The following is a 19,540-nucleotide window of genomic DNA, read 5'->3' as shown; positions in this document are numbered from 1 at the left end:
AGTTGCGCCGAAATGAAAATAAATTCCCGCATGATCCGCATCCTTTGTTTCAACAATCTGTTTCGCCTGATCTGCATTGCGGGTCATGGACAAATAAGGGCGACAGGATTACGGTGCGCGTTGGATCATAGGGGGTCTAGATGCTCAAACGGCATGCTAAATTCAATCTTGGGCAGGTCGTGCGCCACAAGAAGCACCCGTTTCGCGGGGTGATCTTTGATATCGACACCCAGTTTTCGAATACTGAGGAATGGTATAACTCCATCCCCGAGGACAAGCGGCCGATCAAGGAGCAGCCATTTTACCACCTTCTGGCGGAAAATGATCATAGCTACTACGTGGCCTATGTTTCCGAACAAAACCTTGAGATTGACGATACAGGCGAACCCGTGGATCACCCCGATCTGCCCGAATTGTTCGGTGAGTTTCAGAACGGGGCCTATCCTTTGGATTACCAGCTGAATTGATCTCAATACCCCAAGGCAAGACCGTCTTTACGGGGATCCGAACCTGCGATCAAAAGCCCTGAGCTTGCGTCAATTTTAATAGCTTGCGCGCCGCCAATGGCCCGATAGGGGTCGACCACTTCATGTCCTAATTTGCGTAAATCATCGGCCACATGTGGGCTATATCCCCGCTCAAGCTGCAATTTGCCCTGATCCGCAAAGCTGCGCGCACCATCAATCGCAGTTTGAACATCCATCCCATAGTCGATGATATTGGTGATCAGGCGTGCGTGGCCCGTGGCCTGATACGCGCCGCCCATGACCCCGAAGGGCATCAAACTTTGGTCAGGGTAGCGTAAGAAGGCGGGAATGATGGTATGCAAGGGACGCTTTCCGCCCATGGCTTCATTCGGGTGCCCCTCTTGTAGCGAGAAGCCCGCACCACGGTTTTGATACAAAATACCGAACTTATCAGAAGCATAGCCCGAGCCAAAGGAATGGAAGATCGAATAGATCATTGAGACGGCCATGCGGTTTTTATCAACCACGCTGAGATAAACCGTATCCTTATGCACCGCGCCTGAGGCCTGATGTGGGTCAGCCATCGCGCGCGTGGGATCAATCAAGCCTGCCAAGGCCTGTGCGGTTTGATCTGACAGCATATGATCCAAACGGGTCAGGTGATCAGGATCAGAGATAAATCGATTGCGTGCATCATAGGCCAGTTTGGTTGCTTCGGCCTCGATATGGGCGCGGGCTGCACCGAAAGGATCCATTGCGCCGAGTTCAAACTGGGAAAGGATATTGGCCAACAACAGCGCGGTTGCACCCTGACCATTGGGTGGCAATTCAATCAAGTCATGATCACGATAGCGGGTCGAGATTGGGGTGACGTAATCGCAAGCTGTGGTCGCGAAATCCTCTAGGCTGTGGCTGCCGCCAAGGGCACGCAGGGAGTTAACCAAATCCTCGGCCACTTCGCCTTCGTAGAACCCTGCGCGACCTTCGCGCGCGATGCGGCGCAGCACCTCAGCCTGCCCATTGGCCGTGAACAGCGCGCCAATTTGGGGCGGTTGGTCGTTCCACATATACATGTCGCGGGCCCGACCGCGGAGCGTATCGCGTGCCTCGTCCCAATCGAAAGCCACGCGCGGTGCAACGGGAATGCCATGTTCAGCATAGAAGATCGAAGGGGCGAGGATGTCTTCAAGCGGCAATGTCCCATGATCTTGGTGAAGGCGGCAAAACCCATCAACGGCCCCTGGCACGGTGACAGCATTGATATTGTCGAGCGGAATAGAGCGATGCCCTGCCGCACGCAGCGCTGCCGCATCCAACGCCTTTGGCGCGCGGCCCGATGCATTTAGGCCAATAATATCCTTCTGACCCTCATAGGACACCATAGCGAATAAATCGCCGCCAAGCCCTGTTGATTGTGGCTCGCAGAGCCCCAGAAGGATCGCTGTGGCAATGGCCGCATCCATCGCATTGCCGCCCTGTTCCAAGATTTGCACGCCCACTTTGGCGGCGAGCGGGTGCGAGGTTGCAACCGCCCCTTGGGTGGTAATCAAGGCTGAGCGCCCTTGCTTCTGGAAATCACGCATCATTGTCCCTGCTCCTGCCGAAAGGATTTTAGCAAAACTAGCGGGAATGGGGGGCGCTGCAAGTGGTCAAGAACCCCGATGATGCGTAACAAGTGGGGGCGATAAAAACGCACCATCGGGGGAAGCATAAGCGCTACACTGCTTTAATGGCTGCGAATTTGGCCGCGGCTATGATCAGACCAAGGTGATTTTGTGGCAGTGTTGGCCAAATTTAGACAAGTCTACAGGCCAATTGCGGGCTTTGTTCCAACTCAGCTGCAATGGTTAGGAAAAGATGATTTTCTAAATCGCGCCGTTCATATTGGACGTCTTGCGCAATCGCGCGGATCAGGCCCCAGCCAAATCCACCTTCGGGCAGTTCATCAAAGGCAAAGCTGTCGGGGTCGCGGAACCCACCGAGAGGGGGTGTCAGGTTCGGCATCGCGCGCCCTTTATCGGTGATATGACATTGCACATCTGCGCCCCGACAGGAAATCGCCGTTAAAATGCGTCCATCATCGGCCCCTGCATAAGCGTGTTCGCAAATGTTGTTCAGCGCTTCCGCCAAGACCAATTCAACATTTAAGCACTGGCCTTCATCAAGGTCGCATTCGCGCAGATAGGTGCAAATTTGTGCCAATGTTTGCCGCACTGACTGGGGATGGCTTGTCAAACTCCACATCATATCGTTGCGCCCCCGCATGCTTGAATATCTGTCCCTGTTGTCATGCGCTTTGGTTCAGCGCTGCGGTCTTATTTGGGTGAATTGCAAAGACTTTATCCATCGCCGTCAGGCGCAGAACCTTATCCACCAAGGGGGAGAGGCTTGTCAGTTCAAGTTGCCGATCCTGCCCAAGGGATTTGCGCATGGCGACAAGCGTGCCAAGACCGCTGGAATCTAGGAATGTCACATCTTCCATATCCAAAATGACCCGCGCACCTTCGGTTTTTGCGGTGGCTTGTCGAAAGGCATCACGGAAGGCCAAGGCAGCGGCAGCATCCACCCGACTGGCGCAAACCTTTACGATCAACCCGTCAGGGATGGGTTCAATATCCAGACGCACATCCATTTCATCACCTATGGAGAGGGCAACACAACCAAAAGGCTAGTCCGAATTCCTTGCTGAAAGGTTACCAAGCGCAGCTTTCTTCGCCGCGCAGGATGGCCTATATCGAGGCGAAGTATTAAGAGGCCCCCAATGGATTACCCGACCCTAGCCGCAACGATTGACAGCCTGACCCATGGCGAAACCGATCAGATCGCCCTGATGGCCACCATCGCCTGCGAGGTGTATCACGCCGATGCGCGGTTTGATTGGGTTGGTTTTTACCGCGTCACCGCGCCCGAAACCCTTAAAATTGGCCCCTATCAGGGGGGGCATGGGTGCTTGGTGATCCCGTTTTCGCGCGGGGTCTGCGGGGCCTGCGCGCGCAGTCGCGCCCCGCAATTGGTTGCAGATGTGAATGCGTTTCCAGATCACATTGCGTGTTCAAGCAGCACCTTATCCGAACTGGTCTTGCCCGTTTTTGATGCCAAGGGCGCGTTAATTGCGGTTTTTGATATCGACAGCGATCAGGCGGATGCCTTTACCGAAACGGATGTGAAGGAATTAAGCAAAATTCTCGCCCATGTTTTCGCGCGGAGCTGACCTATTTATCGGGAAGCGGTGGCATTGGGTCAGGGGCGATTTCCTCAAAATCGAAATTATCAAGCTTGATCGCCCGTTTGCCTGCGCGTTCTGCGGCGATTGAAATGTCATCAATATCTTTGCGCGCCTGCCCGAAATGGGTGTTCAACTTATTCACCCGCTCAAACACCAGTTCCACATCACGATGTAAAAGGCCCAGTTGCTTGCGGATCGCGCCCGCTTGCTCGCGCATCCGTGCATCTTTGAGAACCGCCCGCATCGTGTTGAGCGTGGCCATGCAGGTGGTGGGGGATACAATCCAGACCCGCGCCGCGAATCCTTCGCGGACAATCTCAGGGAAATTGGCGTGCAATTCGGCATAAACCGCTTCGGATGGCAGGAACATCAGCGCGCCATCGGCGGTTTCGCCCTCAAGAATATAGCGCTCAGAAATTGCCTTGATATGGCCGCGCACAGATGTGCGAAAGGCGCGGGCGGCGTCTTGGGTTTCTTGTGCGGTCTTTGCTGCGCGCAATGCCTCATAGGCCTCTAGCGGGAATTTGCTGTCGATCACAATCGGGCCAGGGGGTTTGGGCAGATGGATCAAGCAATCGGCGCGCTTGCCGTTTGAGAGGGTCGCTTGGAACGCGTAGCTGTCACTGGGCAGCGCCTTTGAGACAATATCATTGAGCTGAATTTCGCCAAATGCGCCGCGCGTTTGCTTGTTTGAAAGAATGTCCTGAAGGCCCAAAACATCGCCTGACAGTTTCTCAATCTTGGCCTGCGCGCGGTCGATTTGTTCGAGCTTCTGCTGCAATTCCCCAAGGCTGCGGGCTGTGCGCGTTGATGTGCCGTGCAGCGTCTCACTCATGCCCTTTTGCACTTCCTCAAGGCGGCGCTCCATGGCCTGCAACATCTGTGCTTGGGTCTTGGATTGCAGATCAACCACCTGCGCAAGTCCACCCGATAGTTGCTGTTGCCCATCGGAAAGAGATTGAACCCGTGCTTCAAGACCGCCAAGGTTGCGGGCCAAGGGTTCCATCATTGCAGCCGATCGATTGGCCGCTTTCACCCCTGCAAGGGTCACCCAAAAAAGGGCGATGAGGATCACCCCTCCAATGAGTGCGCCAAGGATTATTGGATTGGACAGATCAAGCTGCATCACTCACCTGCGGCCAAAAAGTTTTTCAATATCGCTCAAGGCAAGTTCCACATATGTGGGGCGGCCATGGTTGCATTGACCAGAATGCGGGGTGGCCTCCATTTCGCGCAAAAGCGCGTTCATCTCTTCCACGCGCATTGCACGCCCCGAACGGATGGATCCGTGACAGGCCACGCGTGACAAGATCGCCTCAATCCGAGCCTGCACCATTTGGCTTTCGCCCATATCGGCAATCTCGTCCAAAATATCGCGCAGCAGTGCCTCGCTGTTGACCGCACCCAGAATGGCAGGGGTTTCGCGCACGGCAAGTGCGCCTTCGCCAAAGGGCTCAATGATCAGACCAAATTGCGCAAGACTGTCAGCGTGATCCAGAAGAATGGCGGCATCAGGCCCAAGGGTCACAATATCAGGGATTAGCAAAGTCTGCCGCGCCACGCCGTTGGTGGCCATCTGTTTTTTCAGCCGCTCATAAACCAAGCGTTCATGGGCGGCGTGTTGATCCACGATCACAAGGCCCGTGGCGGTTTGGGCGATGATGTAATTCTCATGCAGTTGTGCCGCGGCCGCCCCCAAAGGATGGCTGTTTTCGGCAAAAGAGGGCGCGATTTCAGAATCTGCCACGCGGTGGGATGGGGCGTCAAATTGGGGGGCTGCTTCAGAGAGGCCAACCTGTTCGGGCGCTTGAAACGCATAGGCGCTGCGATAGGTGCTGGGCCGCGTTTGTGGTGCCGAGTAACCACCTTGATAGACCTGCTGCGGCGCGCCACCCTCGGGGCGCATGGCGCCCAAGGTTTCTGCGGCCACGGTGCTTGATGCGCGATGGCCCGCCTCGGCCAAGGCATGGCGCAAGCTAGAGACAATCAACCCCCGCACGACACCCGCCTCGCGGAACCGCACTTCTGCCTTTGCAGGATGCACATTCACATCCACCCGTTCAGGCGGGCATTCGATGAAGAGCGCCGCAGCAGGGTGGCGATCGCGGCTAAGGAAATCGGCATAAGCCCCACGCAGCGCCCCGATCAAAAGCTTGTCGCGCACGGGGCGACCATTGACGAAAAGATATTGTGCCACCGCAGAGCCACGAGAATAGGTTGGCAGGGCTGCCAGACCGATGAGACGGATTTCCTCGCGGGTTGCGTCAATCTGAAGGGCGTTATCCACAAAATCGCGGCCCATTACTTGGCCCAATCGACTGGAAAGCGCATCAAAGAGATCCCCTGTTTCGGGATCAACGGAAAACAGAGTGCGGCGGCCATCGCTGCAATCAATCAATTGGAACCCAACGCTGGGCTCGGCCATGGCGAGGCGTTTGACGACATCGGTGATTGCTTGGGTTTCGGCGCGTTCGGTCTTGAGGAATTTCAGTCGCGCGGGGGTTGCGAAAAACAGATCGCGCAATTCCACCACCGTGCCAAGTGACATAGAGGCGGGCTTGATCCGCTCTTGCCGTCCACCCGAGACAGAGATCTCATGACCATCCTCACCAGCTGCGCGGCTGGTGATGGTCAGGCGGCCAACCGCGCCCAAACTGGGCAGCGCCTCGCCACGAAAGCCGAAACTTTGAATATTCAACAGGTCTGAGCCGTCAATCTTAGATGTCGCATGGCGGGAGAGGGCCATGGGCAAATCTTCAGGGCCCATGCCGCAGCCATCATCACTGACGCGGATCAAGGTTTTGCCGCCATGTGCGATTTCTACTGTGATCCGCCGTGCCCCTGCATCTATCGCGTTTTCCACCAATTCCTTGACCGCGGAGGCGGGCCGCTCCACGACTTCGCCTGCCGCGATTCGGTTGATTGCCGCTTCATCAAGCTGGCGGATCACCGGCCGCGCTACGGCTTCATTGGCATTTATGTTGTGGTCAGGCTTTCCCATGCCACTATCAGTAGCACGCGACTGCACGATTCGGAAATGGAACGCGCGTTAGGGGGCAGTGTTCAGCCCCTCGGGCTGCCCCACAACCACGGTCAGCATTTTATCAATATCCAAAAGCCGTTTTGCGACACGGGCGATGTCCTCAGATGTGACCGCCTCAACGAAGGCATTGCGGTTGGCGATATAGTCAATCGGCATCCCGCTTTGCTGCATCCCTGCCATGATCCCTGCAATGGATCCATTTCCGTCAAAGCGAAGGGGGTAGGCCCCCGTCATATAGCGTTTGGCGCGCAGTAATTCTTCGTCAGTTACACCATTTTCCGCGACATCGCGCAGGATTTGATCGACCAGCTCTAATGCTTGGCCAACTGTGGCGTTTGATGAGGAGAATTGTCCCAGCCACATGGGCTGCCAATCGGCTGTCGAGAGGCTTGTGCCAACCCCATAGGTCAACCCACGCTTTACGCGCAGTTCTTCCATCAGCCGCGCGCGGAACCCGCCCCCAATGATTTCATTCAACACGAAGGCAGGGAAAAAATCGGGGTCATCCATCGCAATCCCTTCCATCCCAAAGAGGATCACGGATTGTGGGCTTGGATAGTCAATTACGGCTTGGCGCGTGTTTGGTGAAAACCCTGCCATGCTCGGCAAGGCAGGCCCTGTTTGTGGCAACCCCTCAAGAAGGCGGTCAATGAGATCGCCCAATTCCTCGGCAGTGATGTCGCCCGATGCGCCAATGGACACCCTTGATGTGACCAAAGCATTGCGATGGGCCGTGATCAGATCATCGCGGGTCAAGGACGCAATGCTGTCTGGGGTGCCTTCTTCGGCGGATGCATAAGGGTGGTCGCCAAAGGCCAAGGCATTAAATGTTTGGCCTGCAATTGCATTTGGGTCTTGCGCTTGGCTTGCCAGTATTGACTGAATTTGAGCCCGCACCCGTTCAATGGCATCGGCATCAAAGCGAGGATTGCTTAACGCCTCGTGCAAAAGTGCAGCCGCCGCATCGCGATTTTCCGTCAGCATGCGCGCGCTGATGGCCACAGTATCGCGATAGGATGAGAATGAAAATTCTGCGGCCAAGCCCTGCACAGCCTCGGCAAAACCCTGTGCCGTGAGATCGCCTGCGCCTTCCTCAAGCAGGCCTGTCATCATATAGGTCGCCCCGCGTTTGCCGGGTTCATCCAAATTCGTGCCGCCCTCAAAACGAATATCAAGCGCCACAAAGGGGATCGAATGATCTTCAACCAACCATGCGCTATGGCCATTGGGGCTGAGGACAGGCTGAATTTGAATTTCCGCACGCAGCGGTGTGACGAGGGAGATAACAGCAAAAAGTGCGGCAGAGATATGTTTGACAAAAGGCATGATCAATTCTCCGCCGCCTGTGCTTGGGTCAAATAGCCTGTCACGCGCGGCGCATCTGCAAACAGCGCCCGCGCCGCATCCATAACATCGTCCATCGTGGTGGCCGCAATCACATCTGGCCAGTTTTGGACATCTTCCACCTCAAGCCCTGAGGTCAGGGCCATTCCGTAAAGCCGCGCAAGCCCCGAAGCATTGTCGCGCGCATAGATATCCGAGGCCTCATATAGAAATTTGATCCGTTCAAACTGGTTTGGATCAATCCCGCGCTCTAGAAACTCTGCAATGACTTCATCTAGATCGGCTTCCGCCTCTGCAAGGGTGACGCCCGCGCTTGGCATATTGATCAAGGTGAATTGCGTGTCGTCAAGGCTGAGGCCCGAGTAATAGGCAGTCGCAAAGACCGAGCGCTGTGTGTCGAATTGCAAGGCGCGCCCCAAGACGGAGGTAGAAGGGGCACCCCCCAAGATCTCAGCCAATAGGCTGAGGGCTGCGGCGTCCTCCTGCGCGCCATGGTCGCGCTCTGGCGCGCGATAGCTGCGCATCACATAAGGCTGCGCGACACGTTCATCGGCAAATTCAAATCGTTGATCTTGTGGAAGGGTGGTATCTTCGACCCGCGCGCGGGCGGGCAATTCTGCAGAAGCGAGCGGGCCGTAATAGGTTTGCGCCAGTCTGCGCACCTCCTCAGGGGTCACATCACCTGCCACAACAAGGATCGCGTTATTTGGGGCGTAATAGGTTTCGTAAAAGGCCAACGCATCTTCGCGGCTGAGCGTCTCCATTTCCGTGCGCCACCCGATGACCGGAATGCCGTAAGGGTGGCTTGGATAGGCCAATTGGCGGAATTCTTCGTTAAACAGCGCGCCTGGATTGCTATCTGTGCGCTGTGCGCGTTCTTCTAATATCACGCTGCGCTCGGTCTCCACCTCATCAGGGTTGAGGCGCAGATTGGCCATGCGATCGGCCTCAAGCTCCATCATCAAAGGCAAGCGGTCAGCGGCCACACGTTGGAAATAGGCCGTATAATCCCACGAGGTGAACGCGTTATCATCGCCGCCATTTTCTTCGACAATGCGCGAAAACTCTCCGCTTTCGCGGGTTTCAGTTTCTTTGAACATCAAATGTTCAAGGAAATGCGCGATGCCTGATTTGCCTTCAGGTTCATCGGCCGCGCCAGTGCGATACCAGACCATATGCACAACGGCGGGGCTGCGGTGATCTTCGATCACAACCACATCCATGCCATTGTCCAAGGTAAAGCTCGTCACATCGCCAGAGGTTTGCGCGTAGCCTGTGCCGATTGGCAGCAATGCAAGCCCCACTAAAGCCGCAATGATCCTGCGCATAATTCCTCCTAGGTTGGCCTATGTGCAAAAACAGATAGGCCGCCGCTGCACAGGGTTCAATCAGCCGCGCGCAAGGGCGCGGTCACAAAGTGATGATCAATGCGGGCTCACTGCGGCTGCGGCTCGGGGGGTGCGGCGGGGGTGCGAATGCCCGCACGGCGCAGACGCTCAAGTTCGGCATAACGATCCAAGGAAATCGGGCGATAGGCGCGGTAATAGACATTCACGCCAAAGACCCGCTCCAAGAGCCGCCCATCATTGTCACGGCGGAAGGCCAAATCTTCCGCAGCCAATTGGTCGCGGATACCCTCTTCAATACCAAAGCGTGTCGCATGGGCCAAAAGGCTGTTGGTTACACCACCGGCGCGCGCTGCATTTCCGCCAAGCGCGGCAATCGCATCTGCCTCAGGGGTTGGGTCGGTGCGGTTTGTGCCACCGGGTGTTGGTTCAGGCAGCGCCGCCAAATCCGTTGGGATTTCAATGGGGCGTGTTGGCAAAATGGCAAATTCATCTGGGCCAGATTGGTTGGCGCGTAAATTCATCAAAGATGGGTCGCCTTGTGAACAGGCGGCAAGGCCCATCAGGGCGCATAAGGTCAGGAGAATATGCGGTTTGCGGCTCATAAAATCCTCCATGGCACAAAGCACCACGTCATGCCAAGGTTTCTCTCACACCTTGGGCTTTTCGTCATTCGAAAACAAGAGCAACCCGAACACACCCGCAAATATACCGATATCTGCGATATTAAACGTATAGGGGTTATTGATCCCGCAGCAGGACATGTTCAGGAAATCCACAACCGCCCCGTGATAGAGGCGGTCAAACGCATTTCCCAAAGCCCCACCTGCCACTGAGCCCGCCGCAAACGCGCTGAGTTTGCTCTGGCTGTTGCGGCCCAGCTGGATCATCCACGCGGAAACCGCAAGCGCCAAAGCAATCAAACCATAACGCAGAAGGTCGGGGCTGTTGGCGAAGAGGCCAAAATTTATCCCGCGGTTCCAACCCATGATGAAATTCAGATAGGGCGGCATGACCAAGACCTGTCCGACACGATCCAGATCAAGGACCAAAAGCATGATCCACTTGCTGGCCTGATCAAGGATGATCCAAAACAGTGCGGCAATAAGTGTTAAACGGGTCATCATGGCCCCCTTAGTGACGGAAATGGCGCATTCCTGTAAAGACCATCGCAAGGCCTGCCTCATCGGCGGCAGCGATCACCTCGTCATCGCGCATGGAGCCGCCTGGTTGGATGACCGCCTTGGCCCCTGCCTCTGCAGCCGAAAGCAGACCATCGGGGAAGGGGAAGAAAGCGTCAGAGGCCAAAACTGAACCAATCGCAGGACTTTGCGCAAGACCAAGGATGTCGGCCATATCCTGCGCCTTGCGCGCGGCAATGCGCGAACTGTCGACACGGCTCATCTGGCCTGCGCCGATGCCAACAGTGGCGCCGTCTTTGACATAGACAATCGCGTTCGATTTGACGTGCTTGGCCACTTTCCATGCGAACAGCAAATCAGTGAGCTGCGCATCGGATGGTTTAAGTTTGGTCACGACTTTCAGATCGCTCAGATCAATTTGGCCATTGTCTTTGTCTTGCACCAGATACCCGCCTGAAACTTGGCGGATGGTCATTGCCGCTGCTTTTGGGTCTGCAAGCGCATCCGTGGTCAAGAGGCGCAGATTTTTCTTGGCGGCGAAAATGGCGCGCGCTTCCTCATCTGCACCGGGGGCAATAACAACCTCGGTGAAGATCTTTGTGATTTCCTCTGCAGTCGCGCCATCAAGCGGTTGGTTGAAGGCGATAATCCCCCCAAAGGCCGATGTGCGGTCGCAGTCAAAGGCCCGCAAATAGGCTTCGGTCAGGCTTGCGCCACGGGCAACGCCACAGGGATTGGCATGTTTGATAATCGCACAGGCAGGGCCGCCCTCGGGCAAGAACTCGCTGACCAATTCAAAGGCTGCGTCTGTGTCGTTGATGTTATTGTAGGATAGCTCTTTGCCTTGGTGCTGTTTCGCGGTGGCAACGCCCGCACGGCCTGTGCCATCGGTATAAAAGGCCGCCGCTTGATGTGGGTTTTCGCCGTAACGCAAAGACTGCACCAAACGCCCTGCCACAGCACGGCGGCGCGGTGCGGGATCGCCCAAAGCATTGGCCATCCAAGTGGAGACAGCCGCATCATAGGCGGCGGTGCGGGCATAGGCGGTCTGCGCCAAAGTTTGGCGGAAGCGCAGCGTGGTTTGGCCGTTTTGCGCATCCAACTCGGCCAGAAGGGCGGCATAATCTTCGGGATCAGTCACAACGCTGACAAAACCGTGGTTCTTTGCGGCAGCGCGGATCATCGCGGGCCCGCCGATGTCGATATTTTCAACGCAATCTTCGTAGCTTGCCCCTTTGGCGACAGTCGCCTCGAACGGGTAGAGATTGACCACCAATAGATCAATCGGCGCGATGTTATGCTCGGCCATGGCGGCTTGGTGATCAGGATTGTCACGCAAAGCTAGCAAGCCGCCATGAACCATCGGATGCAGGGTTTTGACGCGGCCATCCATCATTTCAGGAAATTTTGTAACCTCGGAGACATCACGCACCGCAAGACCTGCCTCGCGCAGGGCTTTGGCTGTGCCACCTGTCGACAAAAGATCAACCCCCCGTGCGGCTAAGGCCGTGGCAAACTCAATCAGACCTGTCTTGTCAGAAACAGAGATCAGGGCGCGGGAGAGGGGGGCGAGATCGGTCATGGGGTTTCCTTGGCATTTGCATCAATCACGGGGTCGCATGATGCCCCCGTGCTATTGCGCGCGCAGAAAACACCATCCGATGGCGCCCCCATAATCTGCTAGCGTGGAAAAGAGAACCACCTGTTTTGTCGCGCGTGGATTTCGATGGTCGGGATCAAAGTAAACCGAAGGGCGCAAAACAAGCTCTGCGCCTTCGCTTGGCCGCAAGACCCAAACTTGCCCATCTGGCAATAGGAACGAGGCGGCCCGTCCGCCCATGTCGCTTTGTGCTGTGATCGTGGGATGCACGTGGAAATGGAGGCTAAAGCCCAAACTGCCCCTAGGGGTTTGGGCCATGCGGGCCGCAAAAATGACACGATCTTCCTCATTGCGCGGCGCAAATGCATCTTCACCCCCAAGGCGCATCCCATCATGGGATAGGGTCAGGGCGCGAATGTGGTGCAGGCCCCAATCTGCTTGCCACGCATTATGAGAAACCGCCACGCGCTCGGCGCCGTGGGTGGGTTTTGAGCTTTGAGCGACCTGTGTCGCCCCCCCAATCAAGGTTGCACCATCCAATCCCGCCGAGGAGCGACCCGCGAGACAGGCGGTGGAGTGGCTTTGTGTGGCGCGGCCCGCGCGCATCCAATCTGGCCCGAACCCCGCCCCTGTCCCGCAGGAGGTGATAAAGGCCAAGCGGTTGACGCTGAATTCCATTGCATTCGTGCTTGCATGGGCCATATCCCCTTCCCTTTTGAGGGGGGGTGGGCTTGCGTCCAATATCAGGCAAGACGCGGCGCAGCTGAGGCGAATATAGCCTGCTGCATGGCTGAAACGGGGTAGGGCTGCGGGCTTACGCCCCTCATCAGCCCGATCTTGGATTTGAGACAAAAGGGCAGGTGCGCCCCCATCGCACCCATGAAATCGAGCTAAAGCGCCGTGCGGTGGGCGCAGAACACTGACGCAATCAGAGAGGCGCGTGATGGCCTGCTGCACCGCCTGAGGGGTTGCGGCACGACCGAGAACCGCGCGCATCCAAACCAAATCCGCTAAGGCCGAAGCAAGTCTTGCAGGATTGCGGGGAAGATCGGCCTCAGGCGCAGTGCTAAGCTGAGCGGCCGCTTTCTCAAGGCACTGTATCGCTTTGGGTCGCACCCCCTCCATTCCCATGAGGCTTGAAGTCGAAAATACCCAAGCGGTTGCGCCGTGTAGTCGCGCGACAGGGTCAGGGCAGCGTGTCACCTCATGGCGAAGCCATGCCGTTTGGCGCGCCAAAAGTTTGAACATCGCCTTGCGATCAGCGGTGTTTTGTCCAGCCATTAAAAAATGCGCATGGGTCAATAGGCTGATCTGGCGCGCAGAGATGGCCTCTAATGTCCAAGCCTTGCCTTGGCGCGCAAAGGGGCGGTCATGGTCGCGGATCCAAAGGGCAAGCCACCCCTGCGCCAGATCGCGGGCGGGGCGATTGCCCAAGCTAGCAAGGTCATCAAGCCAGTCAAACCCATGCGCGGAAATCTCTGTGGCGTGCTGCCATGGGGCGTGACCTGCCAAGGCAATCAATCCGTTCGCGCCTGCGTAATTGCCCGCCAAAATCTGCTGCCCCCGCAGTGGATTGGGCAGGGAAAAAGGCGCGGGCTGCCAAATGATACCAAGGGCCTTGGGGCTGAGCAGCCATCGCAAATCCGCGATGCTGAGCCCCAAATGAACACGGCCCGCAGCCTGATGAGGTTGCGAAACGGGTAAGGCAGGCACCGATTGCGATCCCCTGATCGGGAGCGGGAGTGATGTCATTATGCGTATAATTCAAGCAGCTGGCCAAGCGTCCTGTCTTGTGTAGCGGCTTGAACCTGCGCTGTCACCGCTTTTGCAAAAGCGCCATGTAAAATCCGTCAATTCCGCCACGATCTTGCCAGTAATGCGGCAAGATACGCAGACCGCCTTCGGCACTGATCCATGCGGGATCAACCCCAAGTGCTGTGGGATCAAGTGGCAAGACGGCGAGGTTAGGGTGTCGTTTCAGCGCGGCTTTGATTTGGTTTTCACCCTCATTGGGCAAGAGCGAGCAGGTGCAAAACACCATGCGCCCGCCTGTGTCCAAAAGCGATATAGCATGATCAAGCATTTGCATTTGCAGCTTTGTCAGCGCTTCCACTTCACGGGCGGATTTGACGAAGGGCAGGTCGGGGTGCCGTCTTATTGTTCCTGTCGCCGAGCAGGGCGCATCAAGCACGATGATGGGCCAAGGGCCACTGTTGAATTCCAACGCGTCAGCCGTGACCATATCCGCCGACAGGCCCGTGCGGCGTAGATTGTCACGCACGCGGCCCATACGGTGTTTCGACAAATCAAGAGCGGTGACCTTCGCCCCTGCTGCTGCAAGCTGCATGGTCTTGCCGCCAGGTGCTGCGCATAGATCAAGCACAGGTTTCCCTGACACATCGCCTAAGAGTTTCACAGGAAGGGCGGCGGCGGCATCTTGCACCCAAAACGTACCCGCCTCATAGCCGCCTAGCGTGGATATTTGGGTTTGGCGCGGCAATCGGATGCTGCCTGTGGGCAAGGGTTCACCTGCCTCGAAGGGGGCGCTTTGGTCGCGTAAGGTGATGTCAATTGGCGCACCTGCCTCATGCGCTGCTTCAATCGCGCGGGTTGCGGTTTCGCCCCATGCCCCCCCAACCGCTTTGCGCAACCAAACGGGCAAGGTTTGTGGGGCCAGTTGCGCCCATCTTGCACGCCCTTCTTGATCAACCTTACGCAGGACAGCGTTGATCAAACCAGCCGCGCCGCCTGTTGCGCGGCCTTGTTTGGCGATGGCAACAGCCGCGTTGACCACGCCATAGGCTTCGGCTTCATCAAGCAACAATTCTGCAACCCCAAGGCGCAAAATATTTTGGGCCAATGGGTGTGGACGGCGCTCGAGATAGGCTGACAGCAAGGTGTCAATGCGGCCTGTGTGGCGCAGCACCGTTTGGGCCAAACGCTCGGCGCGGGCGCGATCCTCGGGGGCAAGACCGCGCGGTTGGTCGAGATGAGCGACCATCTGGCGGTCAAGATAAACCGCGCGCAAAATGGCCAATGCGGCCTTGCGGGGGCCTAAACCTTGGGTGTCTTGGCGACCCTCTTCGCGTGTCCGCGCCATTTTCTATCCTTGTCTCTGGGTTTCGCTGCCGTATATCACGGGGGAGACAGAGATCAATCATGCAGCCCTTTTGCTGCGCTATGAGGCCGCTATGAGTGAGACTAAGACGGACAAGCGTGACCTGCCGCCCGCTGCACAGCGGGCCTTGGCGGAGGCGGAAGCCCGCCGCGCTGAGGCGGAAGCGGTAGAATTGCCCAAGGAGCTTGGGGGGCGCGATGGCCCCGAACCCGTGCGCTATGGCGATTGGGAGAAAAAAGGCATCGCCATTGATTTTTGATGCGGGCCCTGCCGCCTAGCGCAGTGTCAGGTCAGCATAGATGCCCGCACCCTCATCAGCCGTAAATCGCAGGGTGCCCTCCCGCTCCTCCACCAATTGGCAATTATATTCTAATGGCTCTGCGCCAAAGCTGAGATTGCGGCAGAAATAGCCATTTTGCCACGCCCAATCCCCCGTAACTGGGCGTCCAAAGGCGCGGCCCGTGATGTCGCCATCAGGCTCAACCGTCAATCGAATGCCAAAACGGGTGAGTTCGCGCCCTTCGATCAAAGAAACGAACCTTGCGCGATCCGTCACGGGCGTAAAGCCTTCCGCCGCTGCGGCATCCGCCACAATCAAGACACCAAGCATTGTGCCGAGCGCCAATCTGTTCAGCATAGTCTGCTCCGTAACCAACATCTATTGCTGTGTTACGAAAGATAGAGCGGCTTAGATCACAGTCCAAGCACATCCAGCATAGAAAATTCACCTGGGCCTTGGTCTTGTGCCCAAATAGCAGCCTTGAGGGCGCCGCGCGCAAAAATGGCGCGATCCGTTGCAATATGGCGCAGGACAAGACGTTCCCCTGCCGCCGCAAAGATCACATCATGCTCGCCGACAATATCGCCGCCTCGAATGGCGGAAAAACCTATTGCGCCCGCCTCCCGCGCGCCAGTGATCCCGTCACGGCCTGCATCGCGGACATCTGCAAGGGAAACCCCGCGCCCCTCTGCGGCGGCTTCGCCGAGCATGATGGCCGTGCCAGAAGGGGCATCAACCTTGCGGTTGTGATGCGCCTCCACGATTTCAATGTCGAAATCCTCATCCAATGCAGCGGCCACCTGTTTGGTGATCTGCACGAGCAGGTTGACCCCTAGGCTCATATTGCCTGCGCGCACGACGGTGGCATGGCGAGCGGCGGCCTTGAGTTTTGCAAGCGCTGCATCATCCATGCCCGTTGTGCCAATGACATGGGCCACACGGGCTTGGGCCGCCAAAACTGAATGCGCCACCGTGGCTTCAGGCGATGTGAAGTCGATGATGGCTTTGGCTTTGGGCAAAATTTCAAGAAGGTCGTCCACGACTGGCACACCCATCTCACCGCGCCCCATGGCTGCGCCCAAATCCTGACCGATCCATGTATGGCCCGGGCGTTCGGTGACGCCGACCAAATGGGTGGCGGGGTTGGCCTCTACGGTTTCGATCAACATCCGCCCCATGCGGCCTGATGCGCCTGTAATGATGATCCCGATTGACTCGCTCATGCCATCCTCCTGTGTTCCCTTCCCTCTACCGCAAGCGATGCAAATCGGAAAGCCCGCGCTTGCGAGGCGGGCCATGATCGCCTAGATGCGAGAGAGACTTAGGAGAGTGCGGATGGCAAAAAACAAGTTCCATGAGGGGCCAGGCCCATCACAGCGCCAGTTGCGCGTGGGCGAATTGATCCGCCGCACTCTGTCCGATGTGCTGAACCGCGGCGAAGTGCATGATGCCGAGCTTAATCGCCTGTCAATCACAGTGGGCGAAGTGCGCGCGACCCCAGACCTCAAAGTGGCGCATGTTTATGTGATGCCGTTGGGCGGTGGTCAGCGCGAGGAAGCCCTGACAGCGCTGCGGCGCAACACGGGCGAATTACGCCGCGCCATCAGTCGTGAGATGACGCTGAAATATGCACCTGACCTGCGGTTTTTGATTGATGAAACCTTTGATCGCATGGACGAGACGCGCCGTATGTTTGCCGATGAAAAAGTGCGCCGCGATGTCGAGGCCCCAGATCGCGATGACGGGGAAGATTAAATCACTGCTTTTGGGCGCCTTATGTGCGCTGGGCGGAGGCGGGCCTGCAGTCCTATGGGCGGATCAGGCGCCTGTATCTTGCGCGGATTTTCGCTTTGAAGAAACGCCTTTCACCGCGTGTGAAATTGATTTGACCCGCGCTCAGATGCGGCTCTTTCTACGCGATGGTGCGGGCGAGATTTTTGGTTCCTTCCTCAATGTGGCTGACAGCTTACCTGAAAATCAGGTTTTGGCCTTTGCAATGAATGGCGGGATGTATCACCCTGATCGCCGACCTGTCGGTCTTTATGTTGAGCAAGGCCAAGAGGAGATGCGGATCATCACATCTGATGGGCCAGGTAATTTTGGCCTTCTGCCAAATGGCGTGTTCTGCCTGAATGCAGGGAAGGCCGCGGTGATTGAGGCGCGCAGCTTTGAAGCCGCGCCACCCGTTTGCGAATATGCGACACAATCTGGCCCGATGTTGGTGATTGATGGTGCGTTGCATCCCGCCTTTTTGCCCGACAGCACATCGCGATATATTCGCAACGGCGTTGGCGTTCGGATGGATGGGACATCTGTTGTGGCGGTGATTTCGGATGCGCCTGTCACATTCCACCAATTTGCCCGCGTGTTTCGGGATCATTTCGCCATCAACAACGCGCTGTTTTTGGACGGAAACGTATCCCGCTTCTATGCGCCGCAATTGGGGCGCGCGGATTTCGGTTTGCCCCTTGGGCCGATCTTAGGGGCTGTGGTTGACGCGCAAACAGGCCTAGAGTAACGCGACCCCTCTTGGATTTTGGAAGGATCACGCATGGCACGGCGCAAACGGGGACGCGACATCTCAGGCTGGTTGATTGTCGATAAACCTGCGGGGGTGAGTTCCAACTTTGTGGTGAACAAAGTGAAATGGGCGTTGGATGCGAATAAAGCGGGCCATGCAGGCACGCTTGATCCTGAAGCGACAGGCCTTTTGGCGGTGGCGCTTGGCGAAGCAACCAAGACGGTGCCTTACATCACCGATGCCCTCAAAGCCTATGAGTTTGAAGTCACCTTTGGCGCGGCGACCAATACTGATGATGCCGAAGGCGAGGTGATCGCGCGCTCTGACCTGAGGCCGAGTGATGACGATATTCGTGCGGGCCTAGCCGCGTTTCGGGGGCATATCACGCAAATTCCGCCGCAATATTCAGCTGTGAAAATAGATGGTCAGCGCGCCTATGCCTTGGCGCGGGCGGGCGAAGATGTGGAACTATCCGCGCGGCCGCTTTACGTTGAGACGCTTGATCTGGTTTCGCGCAAAAACCCTGAGTCTGCTGTCTTAGAGATGGTCTGCGGCAAGGGGGGTTATGTGCGCGCGATTGCGCGCGATTTGGGTGCCGCATTGGGCTGTTATGGCCATGTTGCGTGGTTGCGCCGTCTGTGGTCGGGGCCTTTTGACTTGGACGATGCTGTGAGCTTGGAACAGGTTGAATTGGCCGCAAAAACCACGGCGCTTGATGCGGCTCTCTTGCCACTCGAATATGCGTTGGACGGTTTGCCACATGTGCGCGCAACCTCAGAAGGCGCGCAGCGCCTGCGGGTTGGAAACCCTGGGCAGGTGATGGATGCTGCACCCAATTATGGTGATCAAGCATGGGCCAGTTTTGAGGGGCGGCCTGTTGCCATTGGGCGGTATATGGGGGGCGAGCTGCATCCAAGCCGCGTGTTCAACCTGTGATCCGCCGCGTGTTCCAAAAGGGTGATGCCGCGTCAGAGGCGGTCTATTCCGATTGTGAGGCCTATCGCTATAGCCTCACGCGGATTTGGGAGGGAGACGGCCAGCGCGTGGGGTTTGTGATGCTGAACCCCTCCACCGCGACCGAGACGCAAAACGACCCCACAGTCGAGCGCTGCGAACGCCGTGCCCGCGCGCTTGGGTTTGGCAGCTTCACAGTGGTGAATATTTTCGCATGGCGCGACACAGACCCCCGCGCGATGCGGGCCGCCGCTGATCCGATTGGGCCTGCCAATGATGATGCCATTTTAGAATGCGCAACTGCGGCGCATCAGATCATCTGTGCATGGGGGGCGCATGGGGCGTTTTTGGGGCGGGGGGCGCAGGTGGCGGCATTGCTGCGCCAAGTTGAAAAACCGCTTTACCATTTGGGATTGTCGAAGGAAGGTCATCCCAAACACCCGCTCTATATTCCCTATTCGACCACGCCAATTTTGTGGAATTGATCTTGGAGGCACCG

The 19,540-nt window shown here is 57.1% G+C and carries 21 protein-coding genes; 7 read left to right on the top strand and 14 right to left on the bottom strand.

The annotated features are described in order from the left end of the window. Positions 1-140 precede the first annotated feature (140 nt). On the top strand, positions 141-467 hold the full coding sequence (gene hspQ, locus I3V23_08040) for a heat shock protein HspQ (GenBank protein ID QPI84555.1): 327 nt from the start codon (positions 141-143) through the stop codon (positions 465-467). A gap of 2 nt (positions 468-469) precedes the next feature. On the opposite strand, the gene I3V23_08035 is transcribed toward hspQ, so the two are convergent. The 3 genes from I3V23_08035 to I3V23_08025 form a co-directional block, all read right to left on the bottom strand. After that, the gene (locus tag I3V23_08035) at positions 470-2,050 is read right to left on the bottom strand and encodes a gamma-glutamyltransferase family protein (GenBank protein ID QPI86751.1); all 1,581 of its coding nucleotides are present in this window, start codon (positions 2,048-2,050) and stop codon (positions 470-472) included. A 211-nt stretch (positions 2,051-2,261) separates the two neighbouring features. Continuing rightward, on the bottom strand, positions 2,262-2,714 hold the full coding sequence (locus tag I3V23_08030) for an ATP-binding protein (GenBank protein QPI84554.1): 453 nt from the start codon (positions 2,712-2,714) through the stop codon (positions 2,262-2,264). A 40-nt stretch (positions 2,715-2,754) separates the two neighbouring features. Beyond that, complete coding sequence (locus I3V23_08025; GenBank protein QPI84553.1) at positions 2,755-3,099, bottom strand: STAS domain-containing protein; 345 nt, start codon at positions 3,097-3,099, stop codon at positions 2,755-2,757. A 129-nt stretch (positions 3,100-3,228) separates the two neighbouring features. On the opposite strand from I3V23_08025, the gene I3V23_08020 reads away from it, so the two are divergent. Further along, positions 3,229-3,678 (top strand): GAF domain-containing protein, encoded by a 450-nt coding sequence (locus I3V23_08020; GenBank protein ID QPI84552.1) that lies wholly within the window; start codon positions 3,229-3,231, stop codon positions 3,676-3,678. Between the two features lies 1 nt (position 3,679). On the opposite strand, the gene rmuC is transcribed toward I3V23_08020, so the two are convergent. From rmuC to I3V23_07975, 9 genes are all read right to left on the bottom strand, one after another. Next, positions 3,680-4,819 (bottom strand): DNA recombination protein RmuC, encoded by a 1,140-nt coding sequence (gene rmuC / locus I3V23_08015; protein QPI86750.1) that lies wholly within the window; start codon positions 4,817-4,819, stop codon positions 3,680-3,682. Between the two features lie 3 nt (positions 4,820-4,822). Beyond that, positions 4,823-6,694, bottom strand: a complete 1,872-nt coding sequence (mutL, locus tag I3V23_08010) for a DNA mismatch repair endonuclease MutL (GenBank protein ID QPI84551.1) — start codon at positions 6,692-6,694, stop codon at positions 4,823-4,825. 48 nt (positions 6,695-6,742) lie between these two features. Continuing rightward, the gene (locus tag I3V23_08005; GenBank protein QPI84550.1) at positions 6,743-8,062 is read right to left on the bottom strand and encodes an insulinase family protein; all 1,320 of its coding nucleotides are present in this window, start codon (positions 8,060-8,062) and stop codon (positions 6,743-6,745) included. A 2-nt stretch (positions 8,063-8,064) separates the two neighbouring features. Continuing rightward, a complete protein-coding gene (locus I3V23_08000) occupies positions 8,065-9,408 on the bottom strand; it encodes an insulinase family protein (GenBank protein QPI84549.1) in 1,344 nt (447 codons plus the stop codon). Positions 9,409-9,515: 107 nt separating this feature from the next. Further along, on the bottom strand, positions 9,516-10,031 hold the full coding sequence (locus I3V23_07995; protein QPI84548.1) for a DUF3035 domain-containing protein: 516 nt from the start codon (positions 10,029-10,031) through the stop codon (positions 9,516-9,518). Between the two features lie 45 nt (positions 10,032-10,076). Then, positions 10,077-10,550, bottom strand: a complete 474-nt coding sequence (gene lspA, locus I3V23_07990) for a signal peptidase II (protein QPI84547.1) — start codon at positions 10,548-10,550, stop codon at positions 10,077-10,079. A 10-nt stretch (positions 10,551-10,560) separates the two neighbouring features. Continuing rightward, positions 10,561-12,150, bottom strand: a complete 1,590-nt coding sequence (gene purH / locus I3V23_07985; GenBank protein ID QPI84546.1) for a bifunctional phosphoribosylaminoimidazolecarboxamide formyltransferase/IMP cyclohydrolase — start codon at positions 12,148-12,150, stop codon at positions 10,561-10,563. A gap of 51 nt (positions 12,151-12,201) precedes the next feature. After that, entirely contained in the window at positions 12,202-13,881 is a 1,680-nt protein-coding gene (locus I3V23_07980) for a heparinase II/III family protein (protein QPI84545.1), read from the bottom strand. Between the two features lie 103 nt (positions 13,882-13,984). Then, on the bottom strand, positions 13,985-15,268 hold the full coding sequence (locus I3V23_07975) for a 16S rRNA methyltransferase (protein QPI84544.1): 1,284 nt from the start codon (positions 15,266-15,268) through the stop codon (positions 13,985-13,987). A 91-nt stretch (positions 15,269-15,359) separates the two neighbouring features. Between I3V23_07975 and I3V23_07970 the strand changes: the two genes are divergently transcribed. Continuing rightward, positions 15,360-15,545, top strand: coding sequence for a DUF1674 domain-containing protein (locus I3V23_07970; protein ID QPI84543.1), 186 nt, complete (start codon positions 15,360-15,362; stop codon positions 15,543-15,545). A gap of 15 nt (positions 15,546-15,560) precedes the next feature. On the opposite strand, the gene I3V23_07965 is transcribed toward I3V23_07970, so the two are convergent. Together I3V23_07965 and I3V23_07960 are read right to left on the bottom strand one after the other, a co-directional pair. Beyond that, positions 15,561-15,923, bottom strand: a complete 363-nt coding sequence (locus tag I3V23_07965; GenBank protein ID QPI84542.1) for a dihydrodipicolinate reductase — start codon at positions 15,921-15,923, stop codon at positions 15,561-15,563. 56 nt (positions 15,924-15,979) lie between these two features. After that, the gene (locus I3V23_07960) at positions 15,980-16,789 is read right to left on the bottom strand and encodes a 4-hydroxy-tetrahydrodipicolinate reductase (GenBank protein ID QPI84541.1); all 810 of its coding nucleotides are present in this window, start codon (positions 16,787-16,789) and stop codon (positions 15,980-15,982) included. Positions 16,790-16,901: 112 nt separating this feature from the next. On the opposite strand from I3V23_07960, the gene rbfA reads away from it, so the two are divergent. The 4 genes from rbfA to I3V23_07940 are packed head-to-tail and all read left to right on the top strand — an operon-like array spanning position 16,902 to position 19,526. Continuing rightward, positions 16,902-17,321 (top strand): 30S ribosome-binding factor RbfA, encoded by a 420-nt coding sequence (gene rbfA, locus I3V23_07955; protein ID QPI84540.1) that lies wholly within the window; start codon positions 16,902-16,904, stop codon positions 17,319-17,321. Next, complete coding sequence (locus tag I3V23_07950; GenBank protein QPI84539.1) at positions 17,305-18,084, top strand: phosphodiester glycosidase family protein; 780 nt, start codon at positions 17,305-17,307, stop codon at positions 18,082-18,084. The genes rbfA and I3V23_07950 overlap by 17 nt, the downstream gene beginning before the upstream one ends. 33 nt (positions 18,085-18,117) lie before the next feature. Then, positions 18,118-19,023, top strand: coding sequence for a tRNA pseudouridine(55) synthase TruB (gene truB, locus I3V23_07945; protein QPI84538.1), 906 nt, complete (start codon positions 18,118-18,120; stop codon positions 19,021-19,023). Then, positions 19,020-19,526 carry a DUF1643 domain-containing protein gene (locus tag I3V23_07940; protein QPI84537.1) on the top strand — a complete coding sequence of 169 codons (507 nt, stop codon included), beginning with the start codon at positions 19,020-19,022 and terminating at the stop codon, positions 19,524-19,526. The genes truB and I3V23_07940 overlap by 4 nt, the downstream gene beginning before the upstream one ends. Positions 19,527-19,540: the final 14 nt, after the last annotated feature.

This window comes from Rhodobacterales bacterium HKCCA1288, from assembly GCA_015693905.1.
GTDB lineage: Bacteria > Pseudomonadota > Alphaproteobacteria > Rhodobacterales > Rhodobacteraceae > M30B80.
This window is presented reverse-complemented; position numbering and strand designations above follow the sequence as displayed.

Bases quoted from the DNA above. Each gene is read 5' to 3' on its own strand.
- I3V23_07950 (QPI84539.1), top strand. From the start codon at position 17,305: ATGACGGGGAAGATTAAATCACTGCTTTTGGGCGCCTTATGTGCGCTG.
- I3V23_08030 (QPI84554.1), bottom strand. From the start codon at position 2,714: ATGATGTGGAGTTTGACAAGCCATCCCCAGTCAGTGCGGCAAACATTG.
- rmuC (QPI86750.1), bottom strand. From the start codon at position 4,819: ATGCAGCTTGATCTGTCCAATCCAATAATCCTTGGCGCACTCATTGGA.
- lspA (QPI84547.1), bottom strand. From the start codon at position 10,550: ATGACCCGTTTAACACTTATTGCCGCACTGTTTTGGATCATCCTTGAT.
- I3V23_07965 (QPI84542.1), bottom strand. From the start codon at position 15,923: ATGCTGAACAGATTGGCGCTCGGCACAATGCTTGGTGTCTTGATTGTG.
- I3V23_08000 (QPI84549.1), bottom strand. From the start codon at position 9,408: ATGCGCAGGATCATTGCGGCTTTAGTGGGGCTTGCATTGCTGCCAATC.
- purH (QPI84546.1), bottom strand. From the start codon at position 12,150: ATGACCGATCTCGCCCCCCTCTCCCGCGCCCTGATCTCTGTTTCTGAC.
- hspQ (QPI84555.1), top strand. From the start codon at position 141: ATGCTCAAACGGCATGCTAAATTCAATCTTGGGCAGGTCGTGCGCCAC.
- I3V23_07970 (QPI84543.1), top strand. From the start codon at position 15,360: ATGAGTGAGACTAAGACGGACAAGCGTGACCTGCCGCCCGCTGCACAG.
- I3V23_08005 (QPI84550.1), bottom strand. From the start codon at position 8,062: ATGCCTTTTGTCAAACATATCTCTGCCGCACTTTTTGCTGTTATCTCC.
- I3V23_08035 (QPI86751.1), bottom strand. From the start codon at position 2,050: ATGCGTGATTTCCAGAAGCAAGGGCGCTCAGCCTTGATTACCACCCAA.
- I3V23_07975 (QPI84544.1), bottom strand. From the start codon at position 15,268: ATGGCGCGGACACGCGAAGAGGGTCGCCAAGACACCCAAGGTTTAGGC.
- truB (QPI84538.1), top strand. From the start codon at position 18,118: ATGGCACGGCGCAAACGGGGACGCGACATCTCAGGCTGGTTGATTGTC.
- I3V23_07995 (QPI84548.1), bottom strand. From the start codon at position 10,031: ATGAGCCGCAAACCGCATATTCTCCTGACCTTATGCGCCCTGATGGGC.
- I3V23_08025 (QPI84553.1), bottom strand. From the start codon at position 3,099: ATGGATGTGCGTCTGGATATTGAACCCATCCCTGACGGGTTGATCGTA.
- I3V23_07960 (QPI84541.1), bottom strand. From the start codon at position 16,789: ATGAGCGAGTCAATCGGGATCATCATTACAGGCGCATCAGGCCGCATG.
- mutL (QPI84551.1), bottom strand. From the start codon at position 6,694: ATGGGAAAGCCTGACCACAACATAAATGCCAATGAAGCCGTAGCGCGG.
- I3V23_08020 (QPI84552.1), top strand. From the start codon at position 3,229: ATGGATTACCCGACCCTAGCCGCAACGATTGACAGCCTGACCCATGGC.
- rbfA (QPI84540.1), top strand. From the start codon at position 16,902: ATGGCAAAAAACAAGTTCCATGAGGGGCCAGGCCCATCACAGCGCCAG.